Origin of the sequence: Streptomyces sp. NPDC058239 (genome assembly GCF_042882185.1) — a bacterium.
In the GTDB taxonomy this organism is placed as follows: domain Bacteria; phylum Actinomycetota; class Actinomycetes; order Streptomycetales; family Streptomycetaceae; genus Streptomyces.
In genome coordinates this window covers 20,041-41,381 of sequence record NZ_JBHVWS010000074.1, presented here as the reverse complement: position 1 = coordinate 41,381, position 21,341 = coordinate 20,041, and the positions used below count along the sequence as shown (strand labels likewise).

The window sequence follows — 21,341 nt, the reverse complement described above, 5'->3', positions numbered from 1 at the left end:
CCGAAGAAGAACCGCACGAGGTTCCTTGAGTTCTGCCGCTACCTGCGCAGCCTCTACCCGCCCGAGATCCGTATCGCGATCGTGCTCGACAACTTGAGCAGGGCAGCATGATCCGTCGCTACATCATCTGGCGAAACAAGCACGCCGCCGACGAACGCCTCCGCGAGGTCGTGAACAGGGCGAACGTTGCCTGATGCGGCACTAGTCGAGCAGTTCGTACCTGCCGGCTGTCCAGTCAGCGAACAGGGTGAGTGCCTTCTCGGCTTCGGTGCGTTCGGGCTTATTGGAGGTGGCCGGACACCAGTTCTCGACGTGTTCGGCGTCTACGAGCACGTAGGTGGCGTAGCTGTCGAAGTTGCCGGGGTCTTCGGCGACACCGATGCGGATGGGAGCGTCATCGAGCAGGTCTTTGATTGCTTTGCGGAGTTGCGCGGCGTTCCATGCCTGTGGGGCGTGGTCAAAGGTGTCGGCCATGGGCGCAGGATGCAGGACCGGGCTGACAGTCCTGGTGATGACAGGGCCGTACCCCGGGCCAGAGCGCTGATCCGGGGTACGGGGGGCTGGGGTGAAGAACCAATCACCGGGTGGTGAACCGAACCCAGCCGACGACGCCGTACCGGTCAGAGGATTGCCGTGGCCCAGGAATCTCGCGGTGGCGACTCGCGGGCAGCCGTTCCTACCTGCCGAGTGGCACGTGTCGCGCGGGCCGGCCGAAAGGCAGCTGCCTCAGTGGAGAAGGCTTCACGACGACGCTGGACGCAGCCGGCATCGATCCGGGTCGGCGCACCCTCGGCCGCAACCCCCGGCTCCGCAACCGCCCGCCGGGTCTCGCGGCCCACCAATACGACTTGGTCCACGCCCACGGCGACTACGACCTGGAGTGCGACACCAGCACGGCAAGCCCACGCGAATGCGCACAGCGCATCAAGGAGATCCTCCCGCACCGCCCCGACCCCACCGCCTTCACCCGCCTCCGCCGACGCCACCTGACGGGCAGCCAAGAACCGCCGACGGCGATGCACAGGCCAGAACGCGCTCATGCCGCGCTGGACTTCCACAGAAGCCAGGTGGAGTGAGAATCCCGGGGCATGCCGGTCTCACCCCAACTGGCAAACCCGCAGATCGGCGCGAGATCCACAGTCAACTTCACTCCGACAGGACAGGGACAATGCGGTCGCCCCGTCCGGGACTTCAGGAACGGAAGCCGATAACGCCAAAGCCCGGCCGCCCCACCGCGTGCCGCATCCAGCCGAGACACTGCATAACGGCCTCCACGACTTCAGGCTCCAGCGGTGGCGCCTGGCCCGACTCGTCGACCGCCCGCTTGGTGACCTCGAACTGCTCCAGCGCCTGTGCGATGTGATCAGGTGTCCACTCGCCACAGCCCGGTATGTATGTGTACGGCAGAGGATCGGGCAGGTCGCTGTAGCTGAAGTCCTGAACAGACACGGCGGTGACGCCCAGAGCATTCAGGCCCTCGTCGACCACCGACAGCCAGTCACCCCGGTGCGGCGTAAAACAGTCGTTGTCGAGGAACGAGCCGGTGAGCGAGCACAGCCGCTTGTAGGCGTAGCCGTACTGGAAGGCGTGGTCCTTGTTCTCGCTGAAGGGCCCGCCGTTGATGACCCCGCGCAGTGCCTCGTATGCCGTGGGGGCGCCTTCCTCGATCGTGTGGCTGAAATAGTCGTCGTCGCGTGCCAGGTCGTCCCCGAAGCTGTTGCGGATCACCTCCAGCAACTGATCATCGCGGGATCCGACCAAGGCACGCGTCGCGGCCACGTCGAGCAGGTAGACACTCAGGGAAGAACTCATGGGACGAACCTAAGGGAAGCCTCTGACACTGCTGCGCACGGCCGCTGACGGGCACTGGACCACGGCAGGCCCGTGAACGGGGCCTGCCTCCTCCGTACCGCCCAGTTCCCGGTCGCGTCCCTTCTGCAGCGCGCCCACCACCGGCTGCTCACCGGCGGCTGGTGCTCCGGAGCCCTGGTCGACGCGGACGGCGCCCGCTGCATGCTCGGGGCCGTCCGGATCGAGGCGCGCGGCGATGGCGGCCCGGAAGCGGACGCGGCCGCCGTGCTTCTGGACGCGAACCGCCGCAAGTTCGGCGACGACGTCGACTCCGTGCCGTCCTTAACGACGCGCACGGCTCCGGCCGCGTCCCGCTCCGCGTGGTCGACCAGGCAGCCGGCCTCGCCGACACCCGCGGCCTCTGACCCCTGCTCCGGACCACCTGCCTGGCACCCGGACCCACGCGGTCGGGTGCGGGCCAGGCCGTCCGGCCCGCGCACCACCCGTACCCGAGCAAGGGAGTCGCCCCGCCATGCAGTCCGACGACAAGCCCATCAACGGCCAGCACAACCCGAACAGCCCGAGCTTCTTCAACCTGATCGACCAGACGCCCCCGCCGCCGGTCATCGACCGGGAAGACGGCCCCGGCACGGCCAGGAACTGCTCGTACAGTTCCTCGTCCTGGAGGTGGAAGTAGATGCGCATCACGGTGCGGGGGCTGGTGGTCATCCGGCGCTCCCGGGGTTCTCCAGATGTCTCAGATTGTCTCGGCTCTCTCTCGCAGACGGGCTTGCCGGCAGGGGCGTCGAGACGCATATCTTCTGCAACGCGCTGTCCGCCTCGCAGTGCACCGAGGGCCGTTTCGGCACTTCCGAGACCAATGAATCGAACACCGCGAGGTGAAAGATACTTGCGGTCTGGGTGGGCTCTCGGCGCGAACTCGACGGGCTGCCCGGTCAGCACCCCTGATCAGAGGTAGGTGACCCCGGTCAGCTGTTCGGCCTCCGTCCAGAGTCGATAGCCTGTCTCGGGGTGGGCGGCTTCGGCACCGGGATGAACTGCATTCACGCCTCGGCCGCGCATCTCTTTGAAGCCGGAGGGGCCAAAGAATTGTCCGCCGCGCACATCGGACGCAGTGGCGGCGTAGAGCTGAGGCAGTGCTCCCTGCTCGCTCGGTGTCTGGAGGACCCGCAGGATGGCCTGGGCCATGAGCCGCTCGAACCGGCCGCGGTCATGCAGGGCACGGGGGTTGAGATTGCTGCGACTCATTCCGGGGTGCGCAAGGACACTGAGAATGGGCGAACCGGTATCGCGCAGACGGCGGTCGAGTTCGAGGCCGAAAGCGGTCAAGGCCAGTTTGGACCGGTTGTAGGCACGATTTGCCTGGTAGGCGTGGTGCGACATGAGGTCGTCGACGTCGAGGTGGGCGTTCTTGTGGGTGATCGAGCTGATGTTGATCACCCTCGCGGCGGCGGTGCGGCCGAGCGAGTCGAGCAGCAGGCCGGTGAGGGCGAAGTGGCCGAGCATGTTGGTGCCCATGTGGAGTTCGAATCCGTCGGCCGTGGTGCGGGCGGGTCCGAGATGCAGCACGCCGGCGTTGTTGATCAGCAGGTCGATCGCCGGGTGCTCAGCGGTCAGCTCCTTGGCGAATGCCTGGACCGACGCGAGTGAGGCGAGGTCCAGTTCCCGCACTTCCAGGTCGGCTCCGGTGACCGCGGCGCGGATGCCCTCCCGGGCCCGCTCACCGGCCGTGGTGTCGCGTACGGCGAGTACGACCTTGGCACCGTGCCCGGCGAGTTCGGTCGCCGTGACCAGACCGAGGCCTGAGTTCGCCCCTGTCACGACGGCGACTCTGCCGTGCTGGTGGGGAATGTGGCGGGTGTTCCACGCGGCCATGGCGGCGCTCCTGCAATGTTTCGGGGATGGTTCAGTAGCGACGGTAGGAGCAACCGGGCGCGGTTCCGTCGTACTCGTTTGCCTGGGAATAGCAGACCTACCTTGGCGCGCCGGTCGGCGTGCACACTTGCAACATGGCGACCGATCATCCCTACGCACGCGAGCTGGGTGACTTCCTCCGTGCGCGGCGCGCTCGGCTGCGTCCGCAGGACGTCGGCCTGGAGCCGGGAGGCCGACGGAAAGTGATCGGTCTGCGCCGCGAGGAGATCGCTCTGCTGGCCGGGCTCAGCACGGACTACTACCAGCGGATGGAGCAGGGCCGCGACGTGCGGCCTTCCGACGAGGCCCTCGATGCGCTGGCCGCCGCCCTGTGCCTGGACGGTGACGAGCGCCGGCACCTCTTCGACTTGGCCCGCTCCGCCCGGCGTCCTGTACATGCCCGCCCACGCCGAGCAGCGGAACGCGTGCCGGAGAGCACACGCCGACTGCTGCATGTCATGGGCACCCCCGGGCTGGTGCTCGGTCGGCATCTTGACGTGCTCGCCTGGAATCCGCTCGCCGAGGCACTGCTGGGCGATCCAGCCGGCCGGCCCCTGCCGGAGCGCAACATGGTCGCCGTCTTGTTCCGGGACCCTGAGGCCCGTGTGCTCTGCCAGGGCTGGGAAAGCATGGCCCGCCAGTACGTGGCCATGCTGCGCGCCGCCGTCGCGGACGACCCGGATCACCCGCGTGCCAGGGCGCTCGTGGGCGAACTGAGCATCCACAGTGCCGACTTCCGGCGCCTGTGGGCCCGGCACGACGTTCGCGAGAACGTCCACGGGAGCACGCTGTTCCAGCACCCTGAGGTCGGCGGAATCACCCTCGACTGGGACACCTACCCTCTGCCCGGCAACCCTGGCCCGGTCCTCCTGGTCTTCACCGCCGAACCCGGCACAGCCGACGCGGAGCGCCTCCAGCTCCTCGCCTCCTTGCAGGCGACCCGCGACCACGGCGGCGACACAGCCGCCCGGCGTCCGTCAGCCGAACGCAATCGCCCGCGCCCTGCATGAGGGAGGTTCGTTGCAGCAAGGTCACGGACTGGGATGGAGGGATCGCGGGCCCTGATGGTGTCCGTACAAAGCGGGTTCGGTATTGCGGCGACTGAGTTCGCCCCGAAGAGTGTCTGGCGGCGGAGTGCTCGCAGCTGATGTCCACCGTGTACGGGAGAGGAAGGCAAGCCCGAGTTGCCGGACCGACAGCCTGGCTGATCCGGTGTCCGGCAGTCCATACGTGGCCCCGTGAACTACCGCAGGCCACCAGCGCTTGACCTTCTCGGTCGCCATCCAGCGGTGGCGCTTCTTGAAAATGCCACCCATGCTCACCTCGTTCGCCAGACCTGCTCTTGTTCCCCGCCCCGCGAGGTGAAGAGGTCGGTGAAGTGGATGCGCCCGGCTTCCGACCGCTCAAGGGCGCTCTTCGAGCGTCGCTCTGCGATGGCCTGCAGCTTCTCCCTTGCGAGCGGACCCACCCGGGCCGGCCCTCGGCTGCCAGCCGAGGGTGGATCCCAGCTCAGGGCTCACTGCGTACCCACGTCGTGAGTGGTGCCGTCGGCGATGGCCTGGAGTTTGTCCGGGTTGGCCATGTTGTGGATGGCGGTGATGCGGCCGTCGGCGTCGAAGTCGAAGGTGACAGTGGCGATCACCCGGTCCGGAGCGCTGAACAGGATGCCCGGCCCGCCATTGATCTCGACGAGTTCGGCGTTCATGTCGGCGGGCTCGATGCCCTGGTAGGTGACGGTGCCGATGGCTGCGAACCAGCCAGCCACCGGTTGTGCGCCCACGACCGGACGCAAGGCCTGGCGGACCTTGCCGCCACCGTCGGTCCACAGGGTGACGTCCGGGGACAGCAGCTCCATGAGGGTGTTGATGTCGCCACCGGTCGCGGCGGCGAAGAACCGCTCGGTGACCTCCCGCTGCCGCGACCGGTCGGCCGTGAAGCGTGGCCGCCGGGCCCGCACATGCTCACGAGCACGGTGCGCGGCCTGCCGCACCGCGGCTTCGGAACGCTCCACCGCCTCCGCGATTTCGGCATGGCTGAAGGCGAAGATCTCCCTCAGTACGAACACGGCGCGCTCAAGCGGGCTCAGCGTTTCCAGTACCACCAGCATCGCCATGGACACCGACTCGGCGTCCGTGACGGCCTCGGTGGCATCCCCGCTGGTGAGGATGGGCTCCGGAAGCCACGGCCCCACATAGGTCTCGCGCTTGTGCCGGGTGGAGCGCAGCCGTTCCAGCGCCAGATTCGACACGATCCGCGCAAGGTACGCCTTGGGGTCGGTCACCTGTGAGCGGTCGGCGGCCGACCATTTGATCCAGGCGTCCTGTACCGCGTCCTCGGCATCGGCCGCGCTGCCGAGGACGCGGTACGCCACCGAGAACAGCAGGTTCCGATGCTGCTGGAACACCTGCTGGTCTGCGTCCGTAGACAGGTGGGTCACCGCGCCTCCCGGATGATTCGGGTGAAGCGGCCACCGCGGGGCCAGAACGCGCCCGAGGCGGGCATCTTCTTCATTCGGCCGTAGGTCGGCCAGGGCGAGGCAGTCACTGTCTCCTTATACCGGGCCGCCATACGGCCGGTCAGATGAATGCGTCGCGGGCTGTCGTCGGGGCGGGTGAACTGCACCACTGCGTCGTGCCGTCCCAGGCTCACCGGCGTGTGGTAGTAGCCGAAGCGGAACGGCTTGGGCTGCTTGCCCTTGAGTGCGCGGAGGATCGACACCGCGGCGTGCACACCGGTCGGCATACCGCCCTGGCAGGTGCCGTGCATGACACCGTAGCCCTGGCGGATCGCGGCCGCGTCGCCCACCGCGTACACCTCCGGGTGCGACACCGACCGCAGGGCGGCGTCGGTGACGATGCGGCCGCGCTCATCGACCGTCAGTCCGGCGGCGGCCGCCAGCGGCGATACCCGCGTACCGCTGGTCCACGCGACCGCATCGGCGGCGATGATCTCCCCGCCCGCCAGTTCGACCGCACCGGGCAGCACCTTCGCCACCTCGACCCCGCTGCGCACCTGGACACCCAGCCGGTCGAGCGCAGCCTGCAGATACGCCTTGGCCTTCGCATTCATGGCCGCACCGGGTTCCTGCCGGCCCAGCAGCACGACGTTCAGCTCCGGGTGCTGCTCGGCGATCTCCGCGGCCGACTCGACGCCGGTCAGCCCGCTGCCACCGACCACCACCGTGCCGCTGCCGAGCAGCGCCAGCCGGTCGGCCAGCACCTCGGCGTCCTGGGCGCTGTTCAGGGAGTATGCGTGGTCCTCGGCTCCTGGCACCGCCGCCGTGTCGGCCATGCTGCCCAACCCGTACACCAGCGTGTCGTAGTGCAGAACCTGGTCGTCGTCGATCCGCACCGTCTTCGCGTCCGAATCCACCGCCGTCACCCAGCCGCGCACGAACTGCGCGCCCGTGCCCTCCAGCAGCTCCGGGATGCTCAGCTCGGCGAGTTGCTGCCCGGTCGCCGTCATGTGCAGCCGCAGCCGCTCGGTGAACCGTTCCTGCGCATTCACCAGGGTCACCTGCACGTCCTCGCGCCGCCTGACCCGAGCCGCGAGCTGGATCGCCGCGGACATGCCGGCGTAACCCGCCCCCAGGATCAGAACGCGGTGGGTGGTCGCCCTGCCGGCTTCGTGCTGTGTGCTCATCGCTTCGCCTTCCTCCGCTCGCTGTTGACGACCACCAGATGGAAGGAGCCGCCGCGTCCGTGACATGAGGTCGATGTGATGCGCGACACAGCCTGCTTGGCGGTGGTTCCGCCCCCTGGTTGAGCCCGCAATCAACTGGGGCGAAGAGCAGAGGCGGGGATGCTCAAGGAGTCCCAACACCAGTCGGACTGGATGAGGCAGTCGTTGGCCAGATGTGCCAGCAGGCTCGAAGAGCACCATCAGGCCGCCTCCGTCCACGACACCTGTCGCACACAGACACCGGACGGGTCACCCTCCACGTCCACTCGACCGTCAAGCCCGAGAGAAAGGCAGTGGAGCAGCACCTGCAGGTACTGCTCCACGGTCCGCAGCTGCGGATCATGCGGGAGATCGCCGTGAACATCACGCTGATGTGCAACGACGTGTACTCGTCGGAGAAGGAGGAGGCGCGCGGGAACATGGACAGCCTCGTCCTCGTCCTTCAGCGTGCCCAGGGCTGCTCCCGCGACGAGGCCGTGGCTTGCGGCCTGCGATGAGGTCCACCAGCGTGTCGCCGGCTTCCAGCACCTGGCCGACGAAGTGGCCGCCATGTGCCGTCAGCTCGCCCTCACCCGCGTACGGGGCGCCGCCGTCGACGCTACGGTCGCCGCGAGTCCGTCGAAATCCAGATGCCCGGCGGCCCAAGCAGCCGGAACCGCGGAGGCAAGGACCATCGCGGAGTGCGGCATACGCCGGCACCTCCCCTGCACTGCTTGTCCGATTGCCCGCTGACGGGGCTGATCCTCCCTTGATCAGACCTGCGCGTCGAAGCCGGTGGCCCAGTAGCGGCCGTGGAGTCCTAGGTCGAGCAGCATGCGCACGACCTCCTCAACCGGTAGGGGCGGGGTTTCCTGTTCCGTCCACCAGCGCAGGACGGCGATCTGTTCCCCTACCCAGACACGGGCGAGCAGGTCGGGGTCGATGCGAGGGATGACCTCGTTGCGCTCGGCCCGGTCGCGGAATTCACCAGCCGTGGCGCGGGCGAGGGCGTCTGTGAATGTCTGGAGCGGCTTGCCGTCGCCTTCGCCGCGCAGCACGATCCGGTAGATGTCACGCCGCTCGCGGGCGTGGCGGAGCATTTCCAGGACGGGTTTGCCGGTGAAGCCGATGTAGCTGTCGGAGACGACGGGCCGCAGTCGCTCGGTGAGTTCTTCAAGCAGGTCGGCGGTCACCCGGGCGAACAGGTCTTCCCGGTCACGGAAGTGGCTGTAGAAGGTGGCGCGGCCCACGTCGGCACGCTCGGTGATGTCTTCCACGGTCAGTGAGCTGAACCCGCGCTCAAGAATCAGAGCCACCAATGCGTCGCTCAGGTTCCGGCGCGTTCTCCGCGTGCGTCGGTCCTCGGCCATGCAGCCCCCTCCGGTCTTCTGCCGTCCGTCTTGAGTCTACTTCAGCCTTGACAGGCGATCGGTTACTGAACAAGCTGTCTCTAATCATTCAGCATGCCTCGCATCTGGGGCATGCGCCCTGCTCGGCTTCTGGAGAACGTCCATGAACCTCGGCACCTATCTCGCCCGCAGTGCCCGCTACTGGCCAGGCCGGGAGGCACTGGTCTGTGGGAAGCGGTCCTGGACCTACGCGCAGCTGGATACGGCCGCCGACAACCTGGCATCCGCACTCCTGGCCCGCGGGCTGCGTCCCGGTGACGCGGTCGCCTCGCTGGCCTGGAACCGCGGCGAGCTGGTGGAGGTGGAGTTCGCGCTCTACAAGGCCGGGATGGTGCGCGCGCCGGTCAACGCCCGTCTGGGGCGCGGAGAGATCGCCCATGTCCTGCGCTACGCCCCGGTACGTGTCCTGATCTTCGACGGTGCGCATCGGGAGGACGCCCTCGCCGCGATCGCCGAGGCGGGCACGGGCTGTCTGCCCGTGGAGCTCGACGGTGCAACGGATGCCGAGAAGGCAGGCTCGTCCTACGCCGGACTGCTCGCCGAGGGAGGCGATGCCCCGGTCGCCGTCGAGGTCGGCGAGGACGAGCCGTGTGTTCTGAACTTCACCTCCGGCTCGACCGGTGCGCTCAAGGCCGCCGTGCAGACCTTCGGCAATCGGCTGGCCAACATGCGCAAGCTGCTGATGAGTGACGAGTCGAGGCCCGGCCCCGGTACCCGCTACCTCGCCTGCGGCCCCATCACCCACGCCACCGGCATGGGCCTGCTGGCCGGTGTGTTCGGCGGATCCACCACGCACATCCTGCCGGCCTGGAGCGCAGAGGCGTTCCTGGACACAGTGGAGAAGGAACGGATCACCACCACGTTCCTGGTGCCGGCCATGCTCAACATGGTGCTGTCCCAACCGGGCGCGGCTGAGCGAGACCTGTCCAGCCTCACCAGCGTCCGCATAGGCGGAGCGCCCATCTCGCCACAGCGGCTACGCGATGCTGTGGCACTGTTCGGGCCGGTGGTCGCCCAGGGGTACGGGCTCGGGGAGACCACCAGCGTCGTCGCCGGGCTGACGAGCCAGGACATCGCGCGCGCCGTCACCGACGATCCGGAACTGCTGCAGTCGTGCGGCCGTGCTTCGTACGACACCGAGATCCGCGTCGTGGACGAGAGCGGCCATGAGCGCGCGGCGCGCGAGGTCGGCGAGGTCATCGTGCGCGGCCCCGACTGCGTACGGGAGTACTGGCAGGACCCGGAGCTGTCCGCCGAGACCTTCCGTGACGGCTGGGTGCACACCGGTGACCTGGCTTGGATGCGCGAGGACGGCTATCTCTTCCTCGTCGACCGCAAGAAGGACATGATCATCTCGGGCGGCTTCAACATCTACTGCACCGAGGTCGAGGCCGCCCTTTACGAACACCCTGCCGTGCAGGAAGCCTGCGTCGTCGGCGTGCCCGACGAGCAGTGGGGCGAAGCCGTCAAAGCCGTGATCGTGCTCCACGGGCAGAGCGCGGTCACCGAGGACGAGCTGATCGCGTTCTGCGCCGAGCGCCTGGACCGCTTCAAGAAGCCCCGCTCGGTCGACTTCACCGGCGAACTGCCGCACAACCGCAACGGAAAGCTCGACCGCAGGGCCGTGCGCGAACCGTTCTGGGCCGGCGCCGCCCGCCGCGTCAACTGAAGCACCTTCCCGGAACGAGGAGAGAAACCATGACCTTTTCCCTGCGCCCCACCTACCAGGACGCGCGACTGGCCGGCTTTGTCGACAAGCTGCGCACCTATCTGGACGGCGAGTTGGCCGATTACGAACGCGAGCGGGGGATCACTCCGGCCACCCGTCTGACCCGCGCCGACCTCGAACCAGTCTGGCAGCGCAGCCGCGAGCTCGGCTTCTACGGCATCCATCTGCCCGAGGAGCACGGCGGGCAGAACCTGACGTACACCGAACTCGCCGCGCTCAAGGAGGAGATCGGAGCGAGCGGCCGGGTCCTGGGTCACAGCGTGCTCGGCGACATGGGCGGGCCGCTGCGGGCCGGCGACATCCTGCGCCATGCCACCGACCACCAGCTGAACACCTACTTCCTGCCCGTGGTGCGCGGCGAGCGTGCCTGCTGCTTCTCGCTCACCGAGACCGACGCCGGCTCCGATGTGCGCTCCATGCGCACCACCGCCGTCCGCGACGGGGACGACTACCTGCTGACCGGCCACAAGGTGTTCTCCTCGGCCGGACCGTTCGCCGACTTCGCCATCGTGGTGGCCCGCATGGCCGGCACCGGTGAACAGGAGGGCGAGAAGCCGAAGTTCTCCGCCTTCCTCGTCGATCTCGACAGCCCCGGCTGCCGCGTCGAGGACGGCGCCACCCCGATGTCCGGCGAGCACATCGAGAGCGACATCATCCTGGACAACTGCCGTGTGCCCGCCCGCAACCTGCTGGGCGAGGAGGGCAAGGGCATGCGCATCGCACTCGGCCGCGTCACCGTCAACCGGCTGCTGCACTGCCCCACCGCCCTGGGCGTCGCCCGCCGCGCCCTCGACCTGACCCTGGACCGCACCCGCACCCGCAAGGTCGCCGGCGGCCGGCCCCTGCTCGCCCTGCAGGCCATCCAGCACAAGGTCGCCGACATGGCCACCGAGTTCTACGCGGCGCGCTCCATGACCTACGCCGCGCTGGCAGCGCTGGACCGCGGCGAGGACGTGCGCACCGAAGCCTTCATGTGCAAGCTCTTCGTCGCCGAGTCCGCCTTCCGCATTCTCGACGAAGCCGTCCAGATCCACGGCAAGGAGGGTCTGACCCAGGGCAACGAGATCGAGTTCCTCTTCCGCAAGATCCGTATGTTCCGCATCCTGACCGGCACCTCGGAGATCCAGCGCAACGGCATAGCCCATGGCCTGGCTTTCCTCGGCTGAACCGGCGCGCCCGCCCGCCGTGCCGCGCCGGAAGACCAGGCGATGGACAACGCCGAGAGCAGCGTGACCACCGTCCTCTTCCCCCTCATGCGCGAGGCGACGGGCCTCACCTCCTCGGCGCTCGGCACCCTGGTGGCCGTCGCCAAGATTGTGAAAATGTTCGCGGGTATCCCGTGGGTGCTGCTGGCCCGCAGGTTCCGGCGCAAGGCCGTGCTCGCCGTGTGCTCCGGCTTCTGGGGCATCTGGATCATCCTGGCCGCGATGGCAGGCAGCTTCACACAGTTCGTAGTGCTCTACGGCATCGCGGCCGCCGGGTTCGCCGGGGCCGGACCCATCGCCCTGGAAATTCTCGGCGATCTCTACGCGGACAACCGCCGTGGTCGGGTGACGGGCCTGCTGTATGGCGGCGTCGCCCTCATCGCCGGGGTGAGCGCGCCCCTGTTCGGCCGCCTCTCCCATCCGGACAGCGGGTGGCGGTACGGCTATCTGGCCTCGGGTGTGATGTGCCTGATCGTGGGTGTGCTGATCCAGGTGTTCCTGGACGACCCGAGACCGGCCGCCCCCAGCCGCCCGCCGGCCCCGTGGCCATCGGGGCCCAGAAGAAGACAACCACCACCACGACCACGACGCGTACCGGGCAGCACAACCAGTCTCAGAAGAAGACGCAGACCCCGGACTATGGGGCAAGGGGGGCGTCAGGGCCTCGGTTGCCTGAGCCTCGTCCTCCAGGCGCCCCAGCCGAGCCTGAGTACCAGGAGTGGCATGAGGATCACGAGCGCGAGCCCGGCCAAGGCCAGAATGCCGTACATCACCCTGTTGCTCGTCACGGAGTGGGTGCTCGCCGTTTCGGGACGCCCCGGCTCGTAGTGGACGCGGATCGTGTCGCCGACATCGGCATCGCCGGCCTCCCGGAACTGGTAGACCGTCCCGGCGGCCGTGGTGAAACGAACTTCGATCCTCTTGCTGCGGCTTCCCTGGGGCTCGGTCACCTTGTCTTTCGCCAGGACGACCCCGTCGGCCGACAGTTCACGCGCGGCGACTGCGGAGGCGCCGTTCAGCCCGTCGAGTCCTGTACGGACGAACCCGTACCCGAGGACGACGAGCAACGCCACCGCAGTCGTCAGGGCCACCCCGCCCCCGACCTTCCCGGCGACGCGCGCCCACGCACCGAACCGGCGTAGCCACCGCCGCGCGCTCACCGTCTCCCACCTGTCCCATGAGCCATGGCCCCTCCTGCCAGAACTCGCACCGGGCGACCTTCGCCGCGAGTTTCTCCGAGGTGTCCTCCCCGTCGTACAGAGGTCTATCCGGGAAATCTTGTGCTCCCTGCGACCGGCTGTCTCACGTGACCATGTCCCTCGCCTGCGAATCGGAGAGCGTCAGGTGAGACAGCTGTCCTGTCTCACGGGATCTGTTCCGGATCTCAGTCGATCTGGTCCGATTCCTGTTCTCGGGACCAGGCACTGCCGCGGCTGGACCTGCTACTGGACCCGGTGGTCGGTCTCGAAGCCGAAGTGCAGGGCCGCGTGCTCGGAGGCGCCGTTCACGGGCAGGACGATGTCGGCGCTCACGATGGTGGCGTCGTGTAACCGGTCGAGGTGCACCTGGAAGACGAGCACGCACAGGGCCGCGGCGGTGCGGTCGGAGCCGGGCTGCGAGATCACCAGGTGGGAACCGAAGCCGATCAGCACCCGGACCAGGCAGGGGCGGCCCGCCGCGACCGCGTTGCAGAGGTCGCCCGCGATGACGTCGCCGGAGGCGAGCGGCTGACCGCGACCCGGGCGGCCAGGCTTCTCCATTCGTCGCCGGTCCGGTCAGACACCCCATTCCACCGGGCAATTGGCCCAACTCTCCGGTGCCGGAATGGCCTGGTCAGTGGAGCGCTTCGGACCGTACAGTCATGATCATGACTGAGGAAACCACCCCCGCCACCACTTTCCCGGCAGTGCTGACCCGCCACGCGGACGCTGAGACCTGCGCCGACCCGAGCAGTGTGATGACCCTGCTGGCCGACTCGGACGCAGCCGCCGCCGGCGGCGGCTTCACGAGCTACCGATCCACCTTCAGCGAGGGGGCCGTGGGGGCGCCGGCCCACTTCCACACCAGGGCGACGGAGCTGTTCTTCGTGATCAGCGGGTCCCTGCAGGTGCTGGTGGGAGACGAGGTCACCGTCCTGAACACGGGTGATTTCCTGGCGGTGCCGCCGCACACCCCACACGCCTTCGCGGCGGCGCCCGGCGCCGAGGCCGACGTCCTATTCGTGTTCACCCCGGGCATGGGCCGGTTCGACTATCTGCGCCTGCTCGGCCGGGTCATGCGCGGTGAGGCCGACCCGAAGGAGATCGCCGATTCCGCGGAACGCTTCGACAACCACTACGTCGACAGCCCGGTATGGCGTGCCGCTCTGGAACGCTCGGCATGATCGACTCCACGAGCCACATCCGCGTGGCCCGCCCCTCGCGGGACCTCGCCTCCGCGGAACGCTTCTACACGGACGGCCTCGGGCTCGAAGTCCTGTGGCGCACCACCGAACGCACGCCGGGCGAGCACGACCTCCTCATGGTCGGACCGCCCGGCGGGTCCTGGCACTTCGAGCTGACGTACGACCCCGAGCGTCCGCTGGAACCCACCCCGACCGTGGACGACCTGTTCGTGGTCTACCTGGGAGCCGCGGTGGACGAGGCCCTGATCGCCCGGCTGGTCGCTGCCGGCGGCACCCGGGTCCCCGCGCACAACCCGTACTGGGACGAGCACGGTGCGACGATCAGCGACCCGGACGGCTACCGCCTCGTCCTATGCACCCGCACCTGGGGCTAGTTCAACTGAGACGTGCGGCATTTCCCCACGGGGCCCTGAGCCCCTGCGGGCGGCAACAGCACGTTCGTCGCCACCGGCCCAGATCCAGTGAGATCGGTCGGCGATCCATGCGCCGCAGACCAGATCAATCCAGATTTCCCATTGCCCGGTGTCTCCGTTGATCTGGTCGTGGCTGGTCACAGCCAGGGGCTCGGACCAGATCAATTGCAACGGGACAGCTCGCCTCCCAGGGACGCGTCTGCCTGGGGAAGCGGTCTCTCGGACTCCCAGACATCCCAGATGATCCAGGCATTTCCGGCCCCAGTTCCCCGGTCATCTCCCAGGTCTCCCCCAGGGATCTGGGAGGTTGCGGAGGGTGAGGTCAGCCCGCGTCGAACCGGGCTTCCTCGAGGACCGCCGCGACGGCGCCGGCGTCCATGCCCTTGGCACGGCGGCGAACCACTCGCCTGCCGATGCGGGTAGGGTCGACCGGCTCGCGGGGCGCGGCAACGCGAGGGGCGAGCGGTCGGCGGGTACCGCCGTCGGGCGGCCACATCCTGGTCATCTTCGGCCTCGTACTCGTGGTGCGGATTCGGGAGCGGGGCGCCGCCAGAGCTCTGTACGGCGGCCCGCCGAATTGAGCCGAAGCACGATAGTTGCCACATAGGCAGGCTTGTTGTCACTGTGACTGAGTCAGCGAGCGTTTCACTTGGCCAGTTGAGCGCTGACGCCGGTTGAGGCGGCCAGGGACTGTCGGTGGCTGGTGGCAGGATCGCCGGTATGGTCTTCGTACGTGCTACACCGCCGCGGCCGGTCGACGCCACTGCAGTCTTTCCTGAGCTGACTCCGTTGGCGCGAGCTGCAATTCGGCTGCGCCTCGTGCCGGGTCGTACGCACGGCTGGGCGCCGTACGAGGATCAAGCCGCCGCGTTTGCCGCCGGTCACGTCGCCGGCCAGAACCCCGCGCAGCCAACCGCGGTCGAAGTCGGCAGCACCGACAATCTGCAGCTCTATGTCTGCCCGGCATCTCCGGAGCATCCGCACACCGACCTGATCCAGTGAGCTGTCGCTGAGCCCTCTTTCGCGAGGCCACACACACCGCAACAGCCCTGTGCGGGGCCCGGGTCCGGCCAGCCGCGCGGCGGTAAGTCCGCGCACGGCGCGATTTCGACGGGACGCTGCGGGAGTACGCCGCCGAGGCAGGGTGCGACCTCCCTCACCCGCCGTTCTCCGTCCCGAGCATGTACCACCAGGCCCTGCTCGAGCCAGGCGCCCGGATTATGGTCGGTGGCACTGACCACGTCTCGTTCGACGAATTCCTGGACCCGTAGGAGACCGCGTGGCCGCATCATGCCGCCGGCATCGAGGCCCTTCGCGCGTTCTACCGTGACGCCGAGCTCGCCGGTGCAGACGCGATGGCGCAGTCCCCCATGGCCGACGGGATGGCCGGCCTGCGTCGTGCCGTCGAGGACGCCGGCGACCCGGCGCTCTGCGCGGCCGCGCGTACCTGTGCGAAAGCGTCCGGCACCCTGGCGGAACTCCTCAAGCGGGCGATACACGAGCCCGTGATCCTCACGCGCCTGATGAACCATGTGATGTGGGATCAATGGGTCCGCACCGGTGGTGTACTCGTCGACGGACATGCCTCCCAGGGATCGCCCGATGCACCTTTGATGGCGGGCGCGGGTACCTGTGATGCAGGCGGCCACCACCGCGAAGACCTCAGGGCCACCATCGAATCAGGTCCAACACAGCCTTGGTCAGTTGCTGCTGTGTCCCGGGCCCGCCCTCGTCCCGGAGCCACCAAGTCGTTGCTCCCAACAGTGCGAACAGGCCGGCCCGGTCCGTCGTGGCGGTCAGGAGGTCGCGCAGGAGTGGGACGGAGCCGAAGGCTGTGCGGTGCCTTGGGCCGGCTGTGCGCAGGATGGTGACGCGGGCCGTCGTGCGGCGGGTCGGGTCGTCCAGGGTGGCGAGGTCGGTGTAGAGGCTGACTGTTTCCTCCGGCTCGAGGACGGCTAGTAGGTCGCACCAGGTGGTCCATTCGTCGCGCGCGGCCCCTTTGTGTGGAACCTGGCGAATCAGGTACTGCTGTGCGGCGTCCACTGCCTCACGACGCCGCTCGCCGGACAGCATGGGGATCAGGGCTGTGTACACCCCGCGGTAACCGGCCTTCCACGGCCACTCCGCTGCCGACCCTGCGGCGGAGTCGAGGTGAGGGGCGCGTTCCCGCGCCGGGAGGCGGGCGGCCAGTGCGGTCAGCACCTGGGCACGCTCGGCAACGCCCCGGTCAAGGCTGCCGTCGGTCATCGCGGCGAGGGCCCGCCTCAGTAGCTCCCCCGACAGCCTGGGCGCCAGGTGGACCAGGGACTTGGCCCGGGTATCGGGGTAGGGCGCGGCCAGAGCGTAGTCCAGTGCCTGCGGCAGCAGGCACTCGGGGAGCGCGGGGGCGAGGTGGGCCAGCCATCGCTCGCAGAAGGGGTCGCCCCATTCGATGGCGAAGAACGTGCGGAAGGTGACCAGCAGTTCGTCAGTGACGGCGGCGCGAGCAAGCGTCGGAAGGATTCCGAGCTTCCGTGGGGGGTCTGCGCCGATGTTGGCGGCCGAGATGCTCTCGTGGTCGTACGTGCGCAGAGCAGCGTCGACCGCGGCAGGCCGCTCGCCCGCGGGCAACCGCAGTGCCAGTACGGCCAGGACTTCGGCGCGTGTGTTCCCTTCAAGACGCTCCGCCACTGACCAGGCACGCTGCGCCTGAGTGGGCGTCAAATACGGTGCCAGCCAGTAGAGTTCGTCGCTGGTCCTGTGGGCGTCCAGCGCGCCCGACGAGTCCAGCGAGTCCAGCCAGGCCGGGATCCCCTCAGGGCCGCCCTCGCGGGCCAGGCGGGTGAAGAACTCAGGCATCGTCTCGGCGAAGTAGCCCCGATCGTCCTTCCAGCCAAGGGAGATCAATACCTGCAGCGAGGGTGCCAGCGTCTCCGCGGGCAGAACGGGCGCCAGCCTCTCCAGGGCCGCGGCCATCCATGCGGGGTGCCCAATGGACGCCACCGCCGCTTGCGCCGTCCGCGCGAGCGGCGGGGTCAGGATCGGAGTCAGGGCCGCCACCGCGCGCACTCGCTGGCGTTCGTGCTCGATGCCGGAAGCCGCCTCCAGCGCCTGCTGAGCCAGGCAGCTCGCTTCGGGCCCGGTGCCCGTGCCGAGCTCGGCGAGCGCGGTGAAGGCCTCGTCCTCCAACGGAAAGGACTGGCAGGCGCGCAGCGCCTGGAGCAGCCGCCGGTCGCTGAGGTGCGGCGCAAGGATGTCGGCGACCAGGAGGCGGGAATCCGGGCTCCAGGCCGTGCCGCGCAGCATCATGTCGAACGCGGTCTCGACACCGGCGTCGCCGAGATGGGGTGCGAGAAAGCGCAGTGCGGGGGCCTTGTCACGGGCGAGCTGCGTGTCGAGGCTCATGCTCCGGCACAGCCCGGAGACGGTCTCCACTTTCAGTGCCTCGTCCAGCCATTGGGCGAAGGGCGCCAGTGCTCGCTCGTTGCGCCACAACGGTTTCTTGATCCTCAGATGCTCCACCTCGGCCCGGATGCGCTCATCGCGTTCCTCGGCCGGCAGGCGCGGGGCCAAGGCGGCGATGACTGTGCCGCGTTCGTCGTCTGTGGCCGCGCGCAGGTCGTCGAGGAGTGCGCGGGCCTCATCGGCGTTCAGCAGAGGGGCGAGTGCGGCCAGGGCCGCCGCCGTCCTCTTGACCAACGGCAGCACTGCGGGCAAGAGTTCTTGTGCATTGCGTGCCGTGATTGCTTCGGCGAGCCGGACCCTGGCCTCGCGAACCATGTGGACCGGATCCGCGGCGAACGCGCACAGCTCGGCGATCCGGTCGGTGGGGGCACACCGCGCGAGCACCACCAGCGCGTCGTCGGCGTACTTGGGACTCATGCGCAGGACATCGATGACGGCATCGAAGGACTCCGGTGGCAGATGCGGCACCATGGCCTCGACGAGCCGGCATCGTTCGGGGCCGATGTCCACCTGGCGGGCCAGGGCCAGGACGCGCTCGGTGAGCTGCTCCGACGTGCCGGGCCCGACCAGCGTGACGGCCGCTCTCAGAATAGGTCCGCTCTGCCCGGACCAGGACGGCGCGGCAGGGTGTTGTCTCAGTGTGGCCAGTTCCTTGACAGGCAGTCGTTGGGCGAGAGCGACGAACAGCCTCGGGTGCTGCTCCGGCCTGGCGCCAGTGCAGACCGCCCGTATCGCCCGCTGCACCAGTGTCCGATCGTCCGGCAGCACGAGGACCAGTGCGTACAGCGCGGCGCTGCGCTCCTCCCCCTCCCGCAGCCCGGCGGCCAACGCCAGGGCCATACCGAACAGTTCACCGGGAAGCCGCGGCGCGAGCTGTGTCAGCGCTTCCGCCTTGCGCTGTTCGTCCGTCATCTGAGCGATCTGGGTCAGGGCCCGGGACGCGGACCACAGGCCACGGCGCACAAGCTCATCGAGCACGGCCGGCGGGCAGTTGGTCGACACCGCGGCGATGCTCGCCTTGATCAGCGCGTAGCGCACCAGTTGTGGCGTGGAGTCGGAGTGGCGGGCGGCACGCTCGACGTCGTTGAGGAACTGTTCGGTCGTGCCCGCCTGTTCGTGCGCTGCATACCAAAGGTGTGCCTCCCCTGTACCGCAGCGCAGCAGCGCGTGCAGGTCGGCAGTGCGGCCGGTGGCCAGCAGGTGGTGGGTGAGGTGACGCAGAGCATAGCCCCCGTACTCGTCTTCGCGCCCCGGATCGGCACCGAGCTCCGGCAGTCCCTCCGCCAGCCCGCCCCAGCGGCCGAAATAATGGTCGGCAATGCGGTCGTGGGCCTGTCGGCAGGCGTAAGCGGTCCTCTCGCGCAGCGCCCTGGCGGACGCGTCGCCCTCCTCGGGGACTGTGATCAGGTACTCGCGCAGGCTGCTGTGCGCCGGGCTGAACCGAGTGTGGGCCGTCGACGCCGTCGGGCTCTGTGCCGATGCGAACGGCCTCAGTCGTCCGGTGAGTTCGGAGACGGCGAAGGCGTGGTCCACGGCGGCCAGGGCAGCGAGCGTCGACGCGTCGGCGGGCTCTTCGAGGACGGCGAACGTCACCACCAGGCGCAGGCGGGCGTCGCCGTCCGCGCCGTCGCACCACTGCCGCACCTGTCTGGCGTAGTACTTGTCGAGGCCGATCGGCAGGTCGGGCAGTGCCGTGGCCAAGGAAGGCTGCCGCTCGATCGCGTCCAGCACGTAGCGTACGTAGATCCAGATGCCGCGGCTTCGGTCGAGGAGGGACGCGACGAATGCCTCCCCGGCGACGCCGACCTGGGCCAATTTGGTCGCGAGCGGCTGTTCGGCGACTGACTTCGTGAGGTGTCCGTGCAGGTCCGCCTGGTTCTCGCATTGCCCGCCGGTGAGAGAGCGGACGCGGGAGTCATCGGGCAGCAGTTCACAGTTGAGGCCTCCGGTGCGCACGGTGGCCACCACGTAAACGCCGTCGGGCAGTTGCCCGGGCAGTCCGAGCGGCAGGAATCCGGTGGAGTGCCCGACCGCCGCGTCCAGCGCGTCGACGACGAGGACGACGGGCGTGCGGGTCGCACCCGGCAAGCCTGCCTCCTCCCGGCCCCGGTCTGCGGCCGCTTGCGCAGCCCGGCGCAGCACCTTCGCCAGCCAGCCGACGGTGCGGCAGGACTGGGGAAGCAGGCCGCCCGGGGCCAGCTCGGACAAGCCCCAGACTTCGATGAGTTGGGCGGTGAGACTCGGTACAGCGACCTCGGTGCGGCCCGCGTCCGAGTCCAGCTGGGTGAAGTGGACCGGGTGGCCGCCCGTGCGGGCCAGCCACGCGGCGAACACGGACTTGCCGATGCCGGCGTCGCCTTCGATGACGAAATAGCCGCTGTCGTGTTCGCTGATGAACGCCTCGATCTCCTTTGCCAGCCAGCCGCGATGCCACACCATGCCCTGCAGCGCGCTGTCCATGAGGGTGTCGTGGGCCTGACGGGCGTCCCTCAGAGGCAGTCGGCGGTCGTCGACGTAGTAGGTGCCGACCACGGCGCCCGCGCTGTCCCTCGGGGCCGGCCGCAGACCGCCCACCGCGGTTCCGGCGCTCTCGCCGGCCGCGCTGTCCACGGCCGTGGGCCACAGGGGACTCGCCGAGGGGACGGAATCGCTGCCATCGACGGCCGCTTCCGGAATGTCCTCGCCCCGGGGCGAGCCCTCGCCATGCCGGCTCAACAGAGACACGAAAGCGGTGTCGGTGACGAAAGCGTTCGTCGGGCAGGCGTGCAGGCGCCGGTTGTCATACTCGGCGTCGTCACGCACGACCACTCCGACAAGGAAGCCATGGCAGAAGACGGCAGCGCCCGACACACCCGACCAGGCGCGTTCACCGGCACCTTCCGGACGTGGTCGGGGCGCGGCCGCCTGGTCCAGGACGAACGTGTCGGCCGGTCCCGTCGACAGGGGCGCAAGGACACCACGCAAGGTCTCCACTCCGCGCTCGTCGTCGGCGTACTCGGCGAGCTGCGGATAGCCGAGGCCCTCGTACGCCAGGGGACGTCTGCCTGTGGGGTGCCCCCAGCGCACGGGCTCGGCACCGGGCAGGTGTACGGCCTCCTCCAGCCACACCAGGGCAACGTCCGTGTCCGCCGGGCCGACCCAGCAGACTTCGCCGTCGCGCCAGACGGGTAGTGAGCGTCTGGGGTGGCCGATGCGTACGTCGATACGTGGATGCGCCCCGGCGGTCCCCGCGTCGGAGACACTGTGACGGGCAGTCAGGACCAGTTGCGGAGCGACGAGGTAACCCGAGCTGACGGAGCGCGTGCTCAGCGCGTCACCGGCCCGGATGTCCGCCAGCCGCCGAGGGTCCAC

18 protein-coding genes and 3 pseudogenes are annotated in these 21,341 nt (G+C 68.9%); 11 read left to right on the top strand and 10 right to left on the bottom strand.

Going from position 1 to position 21,341, the window contains the following annotated elements; genetic code table 11:
• Window positions 1-194 (top strand): annotated as a pseudogene (locus ACFVYE_RS42535) (IS630 family transposase); the annotation flags it as partial.
• A 7-nt stretch (window positions 195-201) separates the two neighbouring features.
• On the opposite strand, the gene ACFVYE_RS42530 reads toward ACFVYE_RS42535, so the two are convergent.
• Window positions 202-474, bottom strand: coding sequence for a DUF6225 family protein (locus ACFVYE_RS42530; protein ID WP_389608771.1), 273 nt, complete (start codon window positions 472-474; stop codon window positions 202-204).
• 320 nt (window positions 475-794) lie between these two features.
• Here ACFVYE_RS42530 and ACFVYE_RS42525 point away from each other — a divergent pair.
• Window positions 795-1,076: pseudogene (locus tag ACFVYE_RS42525) on the top strand (hypothetical protein); the annotation flags it as partial.
• Window positions 1,077-1,191: 115 nt separating this feature from the next.
• On the opposite strand, the gene ACFVYE_RS42520 reads toward ACFVYE_RS42525, so the two are convergent.
• On the bottom strand, window positions 1,192-1,812 hold the full coding sequence (locus ACFVYE_RS42520; RefSeq protein ID WP_389608770.1) for a hypothetical protein: 621 nt from the start codon (window positions 1,810-1,812) through the stop codon (window positions 1,192-1,194).
• Between the two features lie 511 nt (window positions 1,813-2,323).
• Here ACFVYE_RS42520 and ACFVYE_RS42515 point away from each other — a divergent pair.
• Window positions 2,324-2,488, top strand: a complete 165-nt coding sequence (locus tag ACFVYE_RS42515) for a hypothetical protein (protein WP_389608769.1) — start codon at window positions 2,324-2,326, stop codon at window positions 2,486-2,488.
• A gap of 272 nt (window positions 2,489-2,760) precedes the next feature.
• Here the strand turns inward: ACFVYE_RS42515 and ACFVYE_RS42510 are convergent, their stop codons facing one another.
• The gene (locus tag ACFVYE_RS42510; RefSeq protein WP_389608768.1) at window positions 2,761-3,687 is read right to left on the bottom strand and encodes an oxidoreductase; all 927 of its coding nucleotides are present in this window, start codon (window positions 3,685-3,687) and stop codon (window positions 2,761-2,763) included.
• Between the two features lie 134 nt (window positions 3,688-3,821).
• Between ACFVYE_RS42510 and ACFVYE_RS42505 the strand changes: the two genes are divergently transcribed.
• Window positions 3,822-4,736: a helix-turn-helix domain-containing protein gene (locus ACFVYE_RS42505; RefSeq protein WP_389608767.1), complete on the top strand. Its 915-nt coding sequence runs from the start codon at window positions 3,822-3,824 to the stop codon at window positions 4,734-4,736.
• 506 nt (window positions 4,737-5,242) lie between these two features.
• Here the strand turns inward: ACFVYE_RS42505 and ACFVYE_RS42500 are convergent.
• Window positions 5,243-6,163, bottom strand: a complete 921-nt coding sequence (locus ACFVYE_RS42500) for an RNA polymerase sigma-70 factor (protein ID WP_389608766.1) — start codon at window positions 6,161-6,163, stop codon at window positions 5,243-5,245.
• The gene (locus tag ACFVYE_RS42495) at window positions 6,160-7,368 is read right to left on the bottom strand and encodes an NAD(P)/FAD-dependent oxidoreductase (RefSeq protein ID WP_383976726.1); all 1,209 of its coding nucleotides are present in this window, start codon (window positions 7,366-7,368) and stop codon (window positions 6,160-6,162) included. Before ACFVYE_RS42495 ends, ACFVYE_RS42500 begins: the two co-directional genes overlap by 4 nt.
• A gap of 332 nt (window positions 7,369-7,700) precedes the next feature.
• Here ACFVYE_RS42495 and ACFVYE_RS42490 point away from each other — a divergent pair, with 332 nt between their 5' ends.
• The gene (locus tag ACFVYE_RS42490; protein WP_383976724.1) at window positions 7,701-7,904 is read left to right on the top strand and encodes a terpene synthase family protein; all 204 of its coding nucleotides are present in this window, start codon (window positions 7,701-7,703) and stop codon (window positions 7,902-7,904) included.
• Between the two features lie 255 nt (window positions 7,905-8,159).
• Here the strand turns inward: ACFVYE_RS42490 and ACFVYE_RS42485 are convergent, their stop codons facing one another.
• Window positions 8,160-8,702: a TetR/AcrR family transcriptional regulator gene (locus tag ACFVYE_RS42485; protein WP_389608765.1), complete on the bottom strand. Its 543-nt coding sequence runs from the start codon at window positions 8,700-8,702 to the stop codon at window positions 8,160-8,162.
• Window positions 8,703-8,898: 196 nt separating this feature from the next.
• On the opposite strand from ACFVYE_RS42485, the gene ACFVYE_RS42480 reads away from it, so the two are divergent.
• The 3 genes and pseudogenes from ACFVYE_RS42480 to ACFVYE_RS42470 all read left to right on the top strand — a co-directional run.
• Complete coding sequence (locus tag ACFVYE_RS42480) at window positions 8,899-10,464, top strand: class I adenylate-forming enzyme family protein (protein WP_383976721.1); 1,566 nt, start codon at window positions 8,899-8,901, stop codon at window positions 10,462-10,464.
• Between the two features lie 29 nt (window positions 10,465-10,493).
• Window positions 10,494-11,690: an acyl-CoA dehydrogenase family protein gene (locus ACFVYE_RS42475; RefSeq protein ID WP_389608764.1), complete on the top strand. Its 1,197-nt coding sequence runs from the start codon at window positions 10,494-10,496 to the stop codon at window positions 11,688-11,690.
• Between the two features lie 42 nt (window positions 11,691-11,732).
• Window positions 11,733-12,284 (top strand): annotated as a pseudogene (locus ACFVYE_RS42470) (MFS transporter); the annotation flags it as partial.
• A gap of 101 nt (window positions 12,285-12,385) precedes the next feature.
• Here ACFVYE_RS42470 and ACFVYE_RS42465 read toward each other — a convergent pair.
• Both ACFVYE_RS42465 and ACFVYE_RS42460 read right to left on the bottom strand, forming a co-directional pair.
• Entirely contained in the window at window positions 12,386-12,802 is a 417-nt protein-coding gene (locus ACFVYE_RS42465) for a DUF3592 domain-containing protein (protein ID WP_389608773.1), read from the bottom strand.
• Window positions 12,803-13,171: 369 nt separating this feature from the next.
• Window positions 13,172-13,489, bottom strand: a complete 318-nt coding sequence (locus ACFVYE_RS42460) for a hypothetical protein (RefSeq protein WP_389608763.1) — start codon at window positions 13,487-13,489, stop codon at window positions 13,172-13,174.
• A 107-nt stretch (window positions 13,490-13,596) separates the two neighbouring features.
• On the opposite strand from ACFVYE_RS42460, the gene ACFVYE_RS42455 reads away from it, so the two are divergent.
• A complete protein-coding gene (locus ACFVYE_RS42455) occupies window positions 13,597-14,112 on the top strand; it encodes a cupin domain-containing protein (protein WP_389608762.1) in 516 nt (171 codons plus the stop codon).
• Window positions 14,109-14,507: a VOC family protein gene (locus ACFVYE_RS42450; RefSeq protein WP_389608761.1), complete on the top strand. Its 399-nt coding sequence runs from the start codon at window positions 14,109-14,111 to the stop codon at window positions 14,505-14,507. Before ACFVYE_RS42455 ends, ACFVYE_RS42450 begins: the two co-directional genes overlap by 4 nt.
• A gap of 361 nt (window positions 14,508-14,868) precedes the next feature.
• Here ACFVYE_RS42450 and ACFVYE_RS42445 read toward each other — a convergent pair whose 3' ends face one another.
• On the bottom strand, window positions 14,869-15,051 hold the full coding sequence (locus ACFVYE_RS42445) for a hypothetical protein (RefSeq protein ID WP_383976708.1): 183 nt from the start codon (window positions 15,049-15,051) through the stop codon (window positions 14,869-14,871).
• Window positions 15,052-15,266: 215 nt separating this feature from the next.
• On the opposite strand from ACFVYE_RS42445, the gene ACFVYE_RS42440 reads away from it, so the two are divergent.
• The gene (locus tag ACFVYE_RS42440) at window positions 15,267-15,548 is read left to right on the top strand and encodes a hypothetical protein (protein ID WP_383976706.1); all 282 of its coding nucleotides are present in this window, start codon (window positions 15,267-15,269) and stop codon (window positions 15,546-15,548) included.
• Window positions 15,549-16,208: 660 nt separating this feature from the next.
• On the opposite strand, the gene ACFVYE_RS42435 is transcribed toward ACFVYE_RS42440, so the two are convergent.
• On the bottom strand, window positions 16,209-21,341 hold the full coding sequence (locus ACFVYE_RS42435) for a hypothetical protein (protein ID WP_389608760.1): 5,133 nt from the start codon (window positions 21,339-21,341) through the stop codon (window positions 16,209-16,211).

Excerpts from the sequence above, each read along its gene's own strand:
- ACFVYE_RS42520 (WP_389608770.1), bottom strand. The coding sequence starts at position 1,812 with ATGAGTTCTTCCCTGAGTGTCTACCTGCTCGACGTGGCCGCGACGCGT.
- ACFVYE_RS42510 (WP_389608768.1), bottom strand. The coding sequence starts at position 3,687 with ATGGCCGCGTGGAACACCCGCCACATTCCCCACCAGCACGGCAGAGTC.
- ACFVYE_RS42455 (WP_389608762.1), top strand. The coding sequence starts at position 13,597 with ATGACTGAGGAAACCACCCCCGCCACCACTTTCCCGGCAGTGCTGACC.
- ACFVYE_RS42440 (WP_383976706.1), top strand. The coding sequence starts at position 15,267 with ATGGTCTTCGTACGTGCTACACCGCCGCGGCCGGTCGACGCCACTGCA.
- ACFVYE_RS42450 (WP_389608761.1), top strand. The coding sequence starts at position 14,109 with ATGATCGACTCCACGAGCCACATCCGCGTGGCCCGCCCCTCGCGGGAC.
- ACFVYE_RS42480 (WP_383976721.1), top strand. The coding sequence starts at position 8,899 with ATGAACCTCGGCACCTATCTCGCCCGCAGTGCCCGCTACTGGCCAGGC.
- ACFVYE_RS42460 (WP_389608763.1), bottom strand. The coding sequence starts at position 13,489 with ATGGAGAAGCCTGGCCGCCCGGGTCGCGGTCAGCCGCTCGCCTCCGGC.
- ACFVYE_RS42530 (WP_389608771.1), bottom strand. The coding sequence starts at position 474 with ATGGCCGACACCTTTGACCACGCCCCACAGGCATGGAACGCCGCGCAA.
- ACFVYE_RS42445 (WP_383976708.1), bottom strand. The coding sequence starts at position 15,051 with ATGACCAGGATGTGGCCGCCCGACGGCGGTACCCGCCGACCGCTCGCC.
- ACFVYE_RS42495 (WP_383976726.1), bottom strand. The coding sequence starts at position 7,368 with ATGAGCACACAGCACGAAGCCGGCAGGGCGACCACCCACCGCGTTCTG.
- ACFVYE_RS42515 (WP_389608769.1), top strand. The coding sequence starts at position 2,324 with ATGCAGTCCGACGACAAGCCCATCAACGGCCAGCACAACCCGAACAGC.
- ACFVYE_RS42505 (WP_389608767.1), top strand. The coding sequence starts at position 3,822 with ATGGCGACCGATCATCCCTACGCACGCGAGCTGGGTGACTTCCTCCGT.
- ACFVYE_RS42475 (WP_389608764.1), top strand. The coding sequence starts at position 10,494 with ATGACCTTTTCCCTGCGCCCCACCTACCAGGACGCGCGACTGGCCGGC.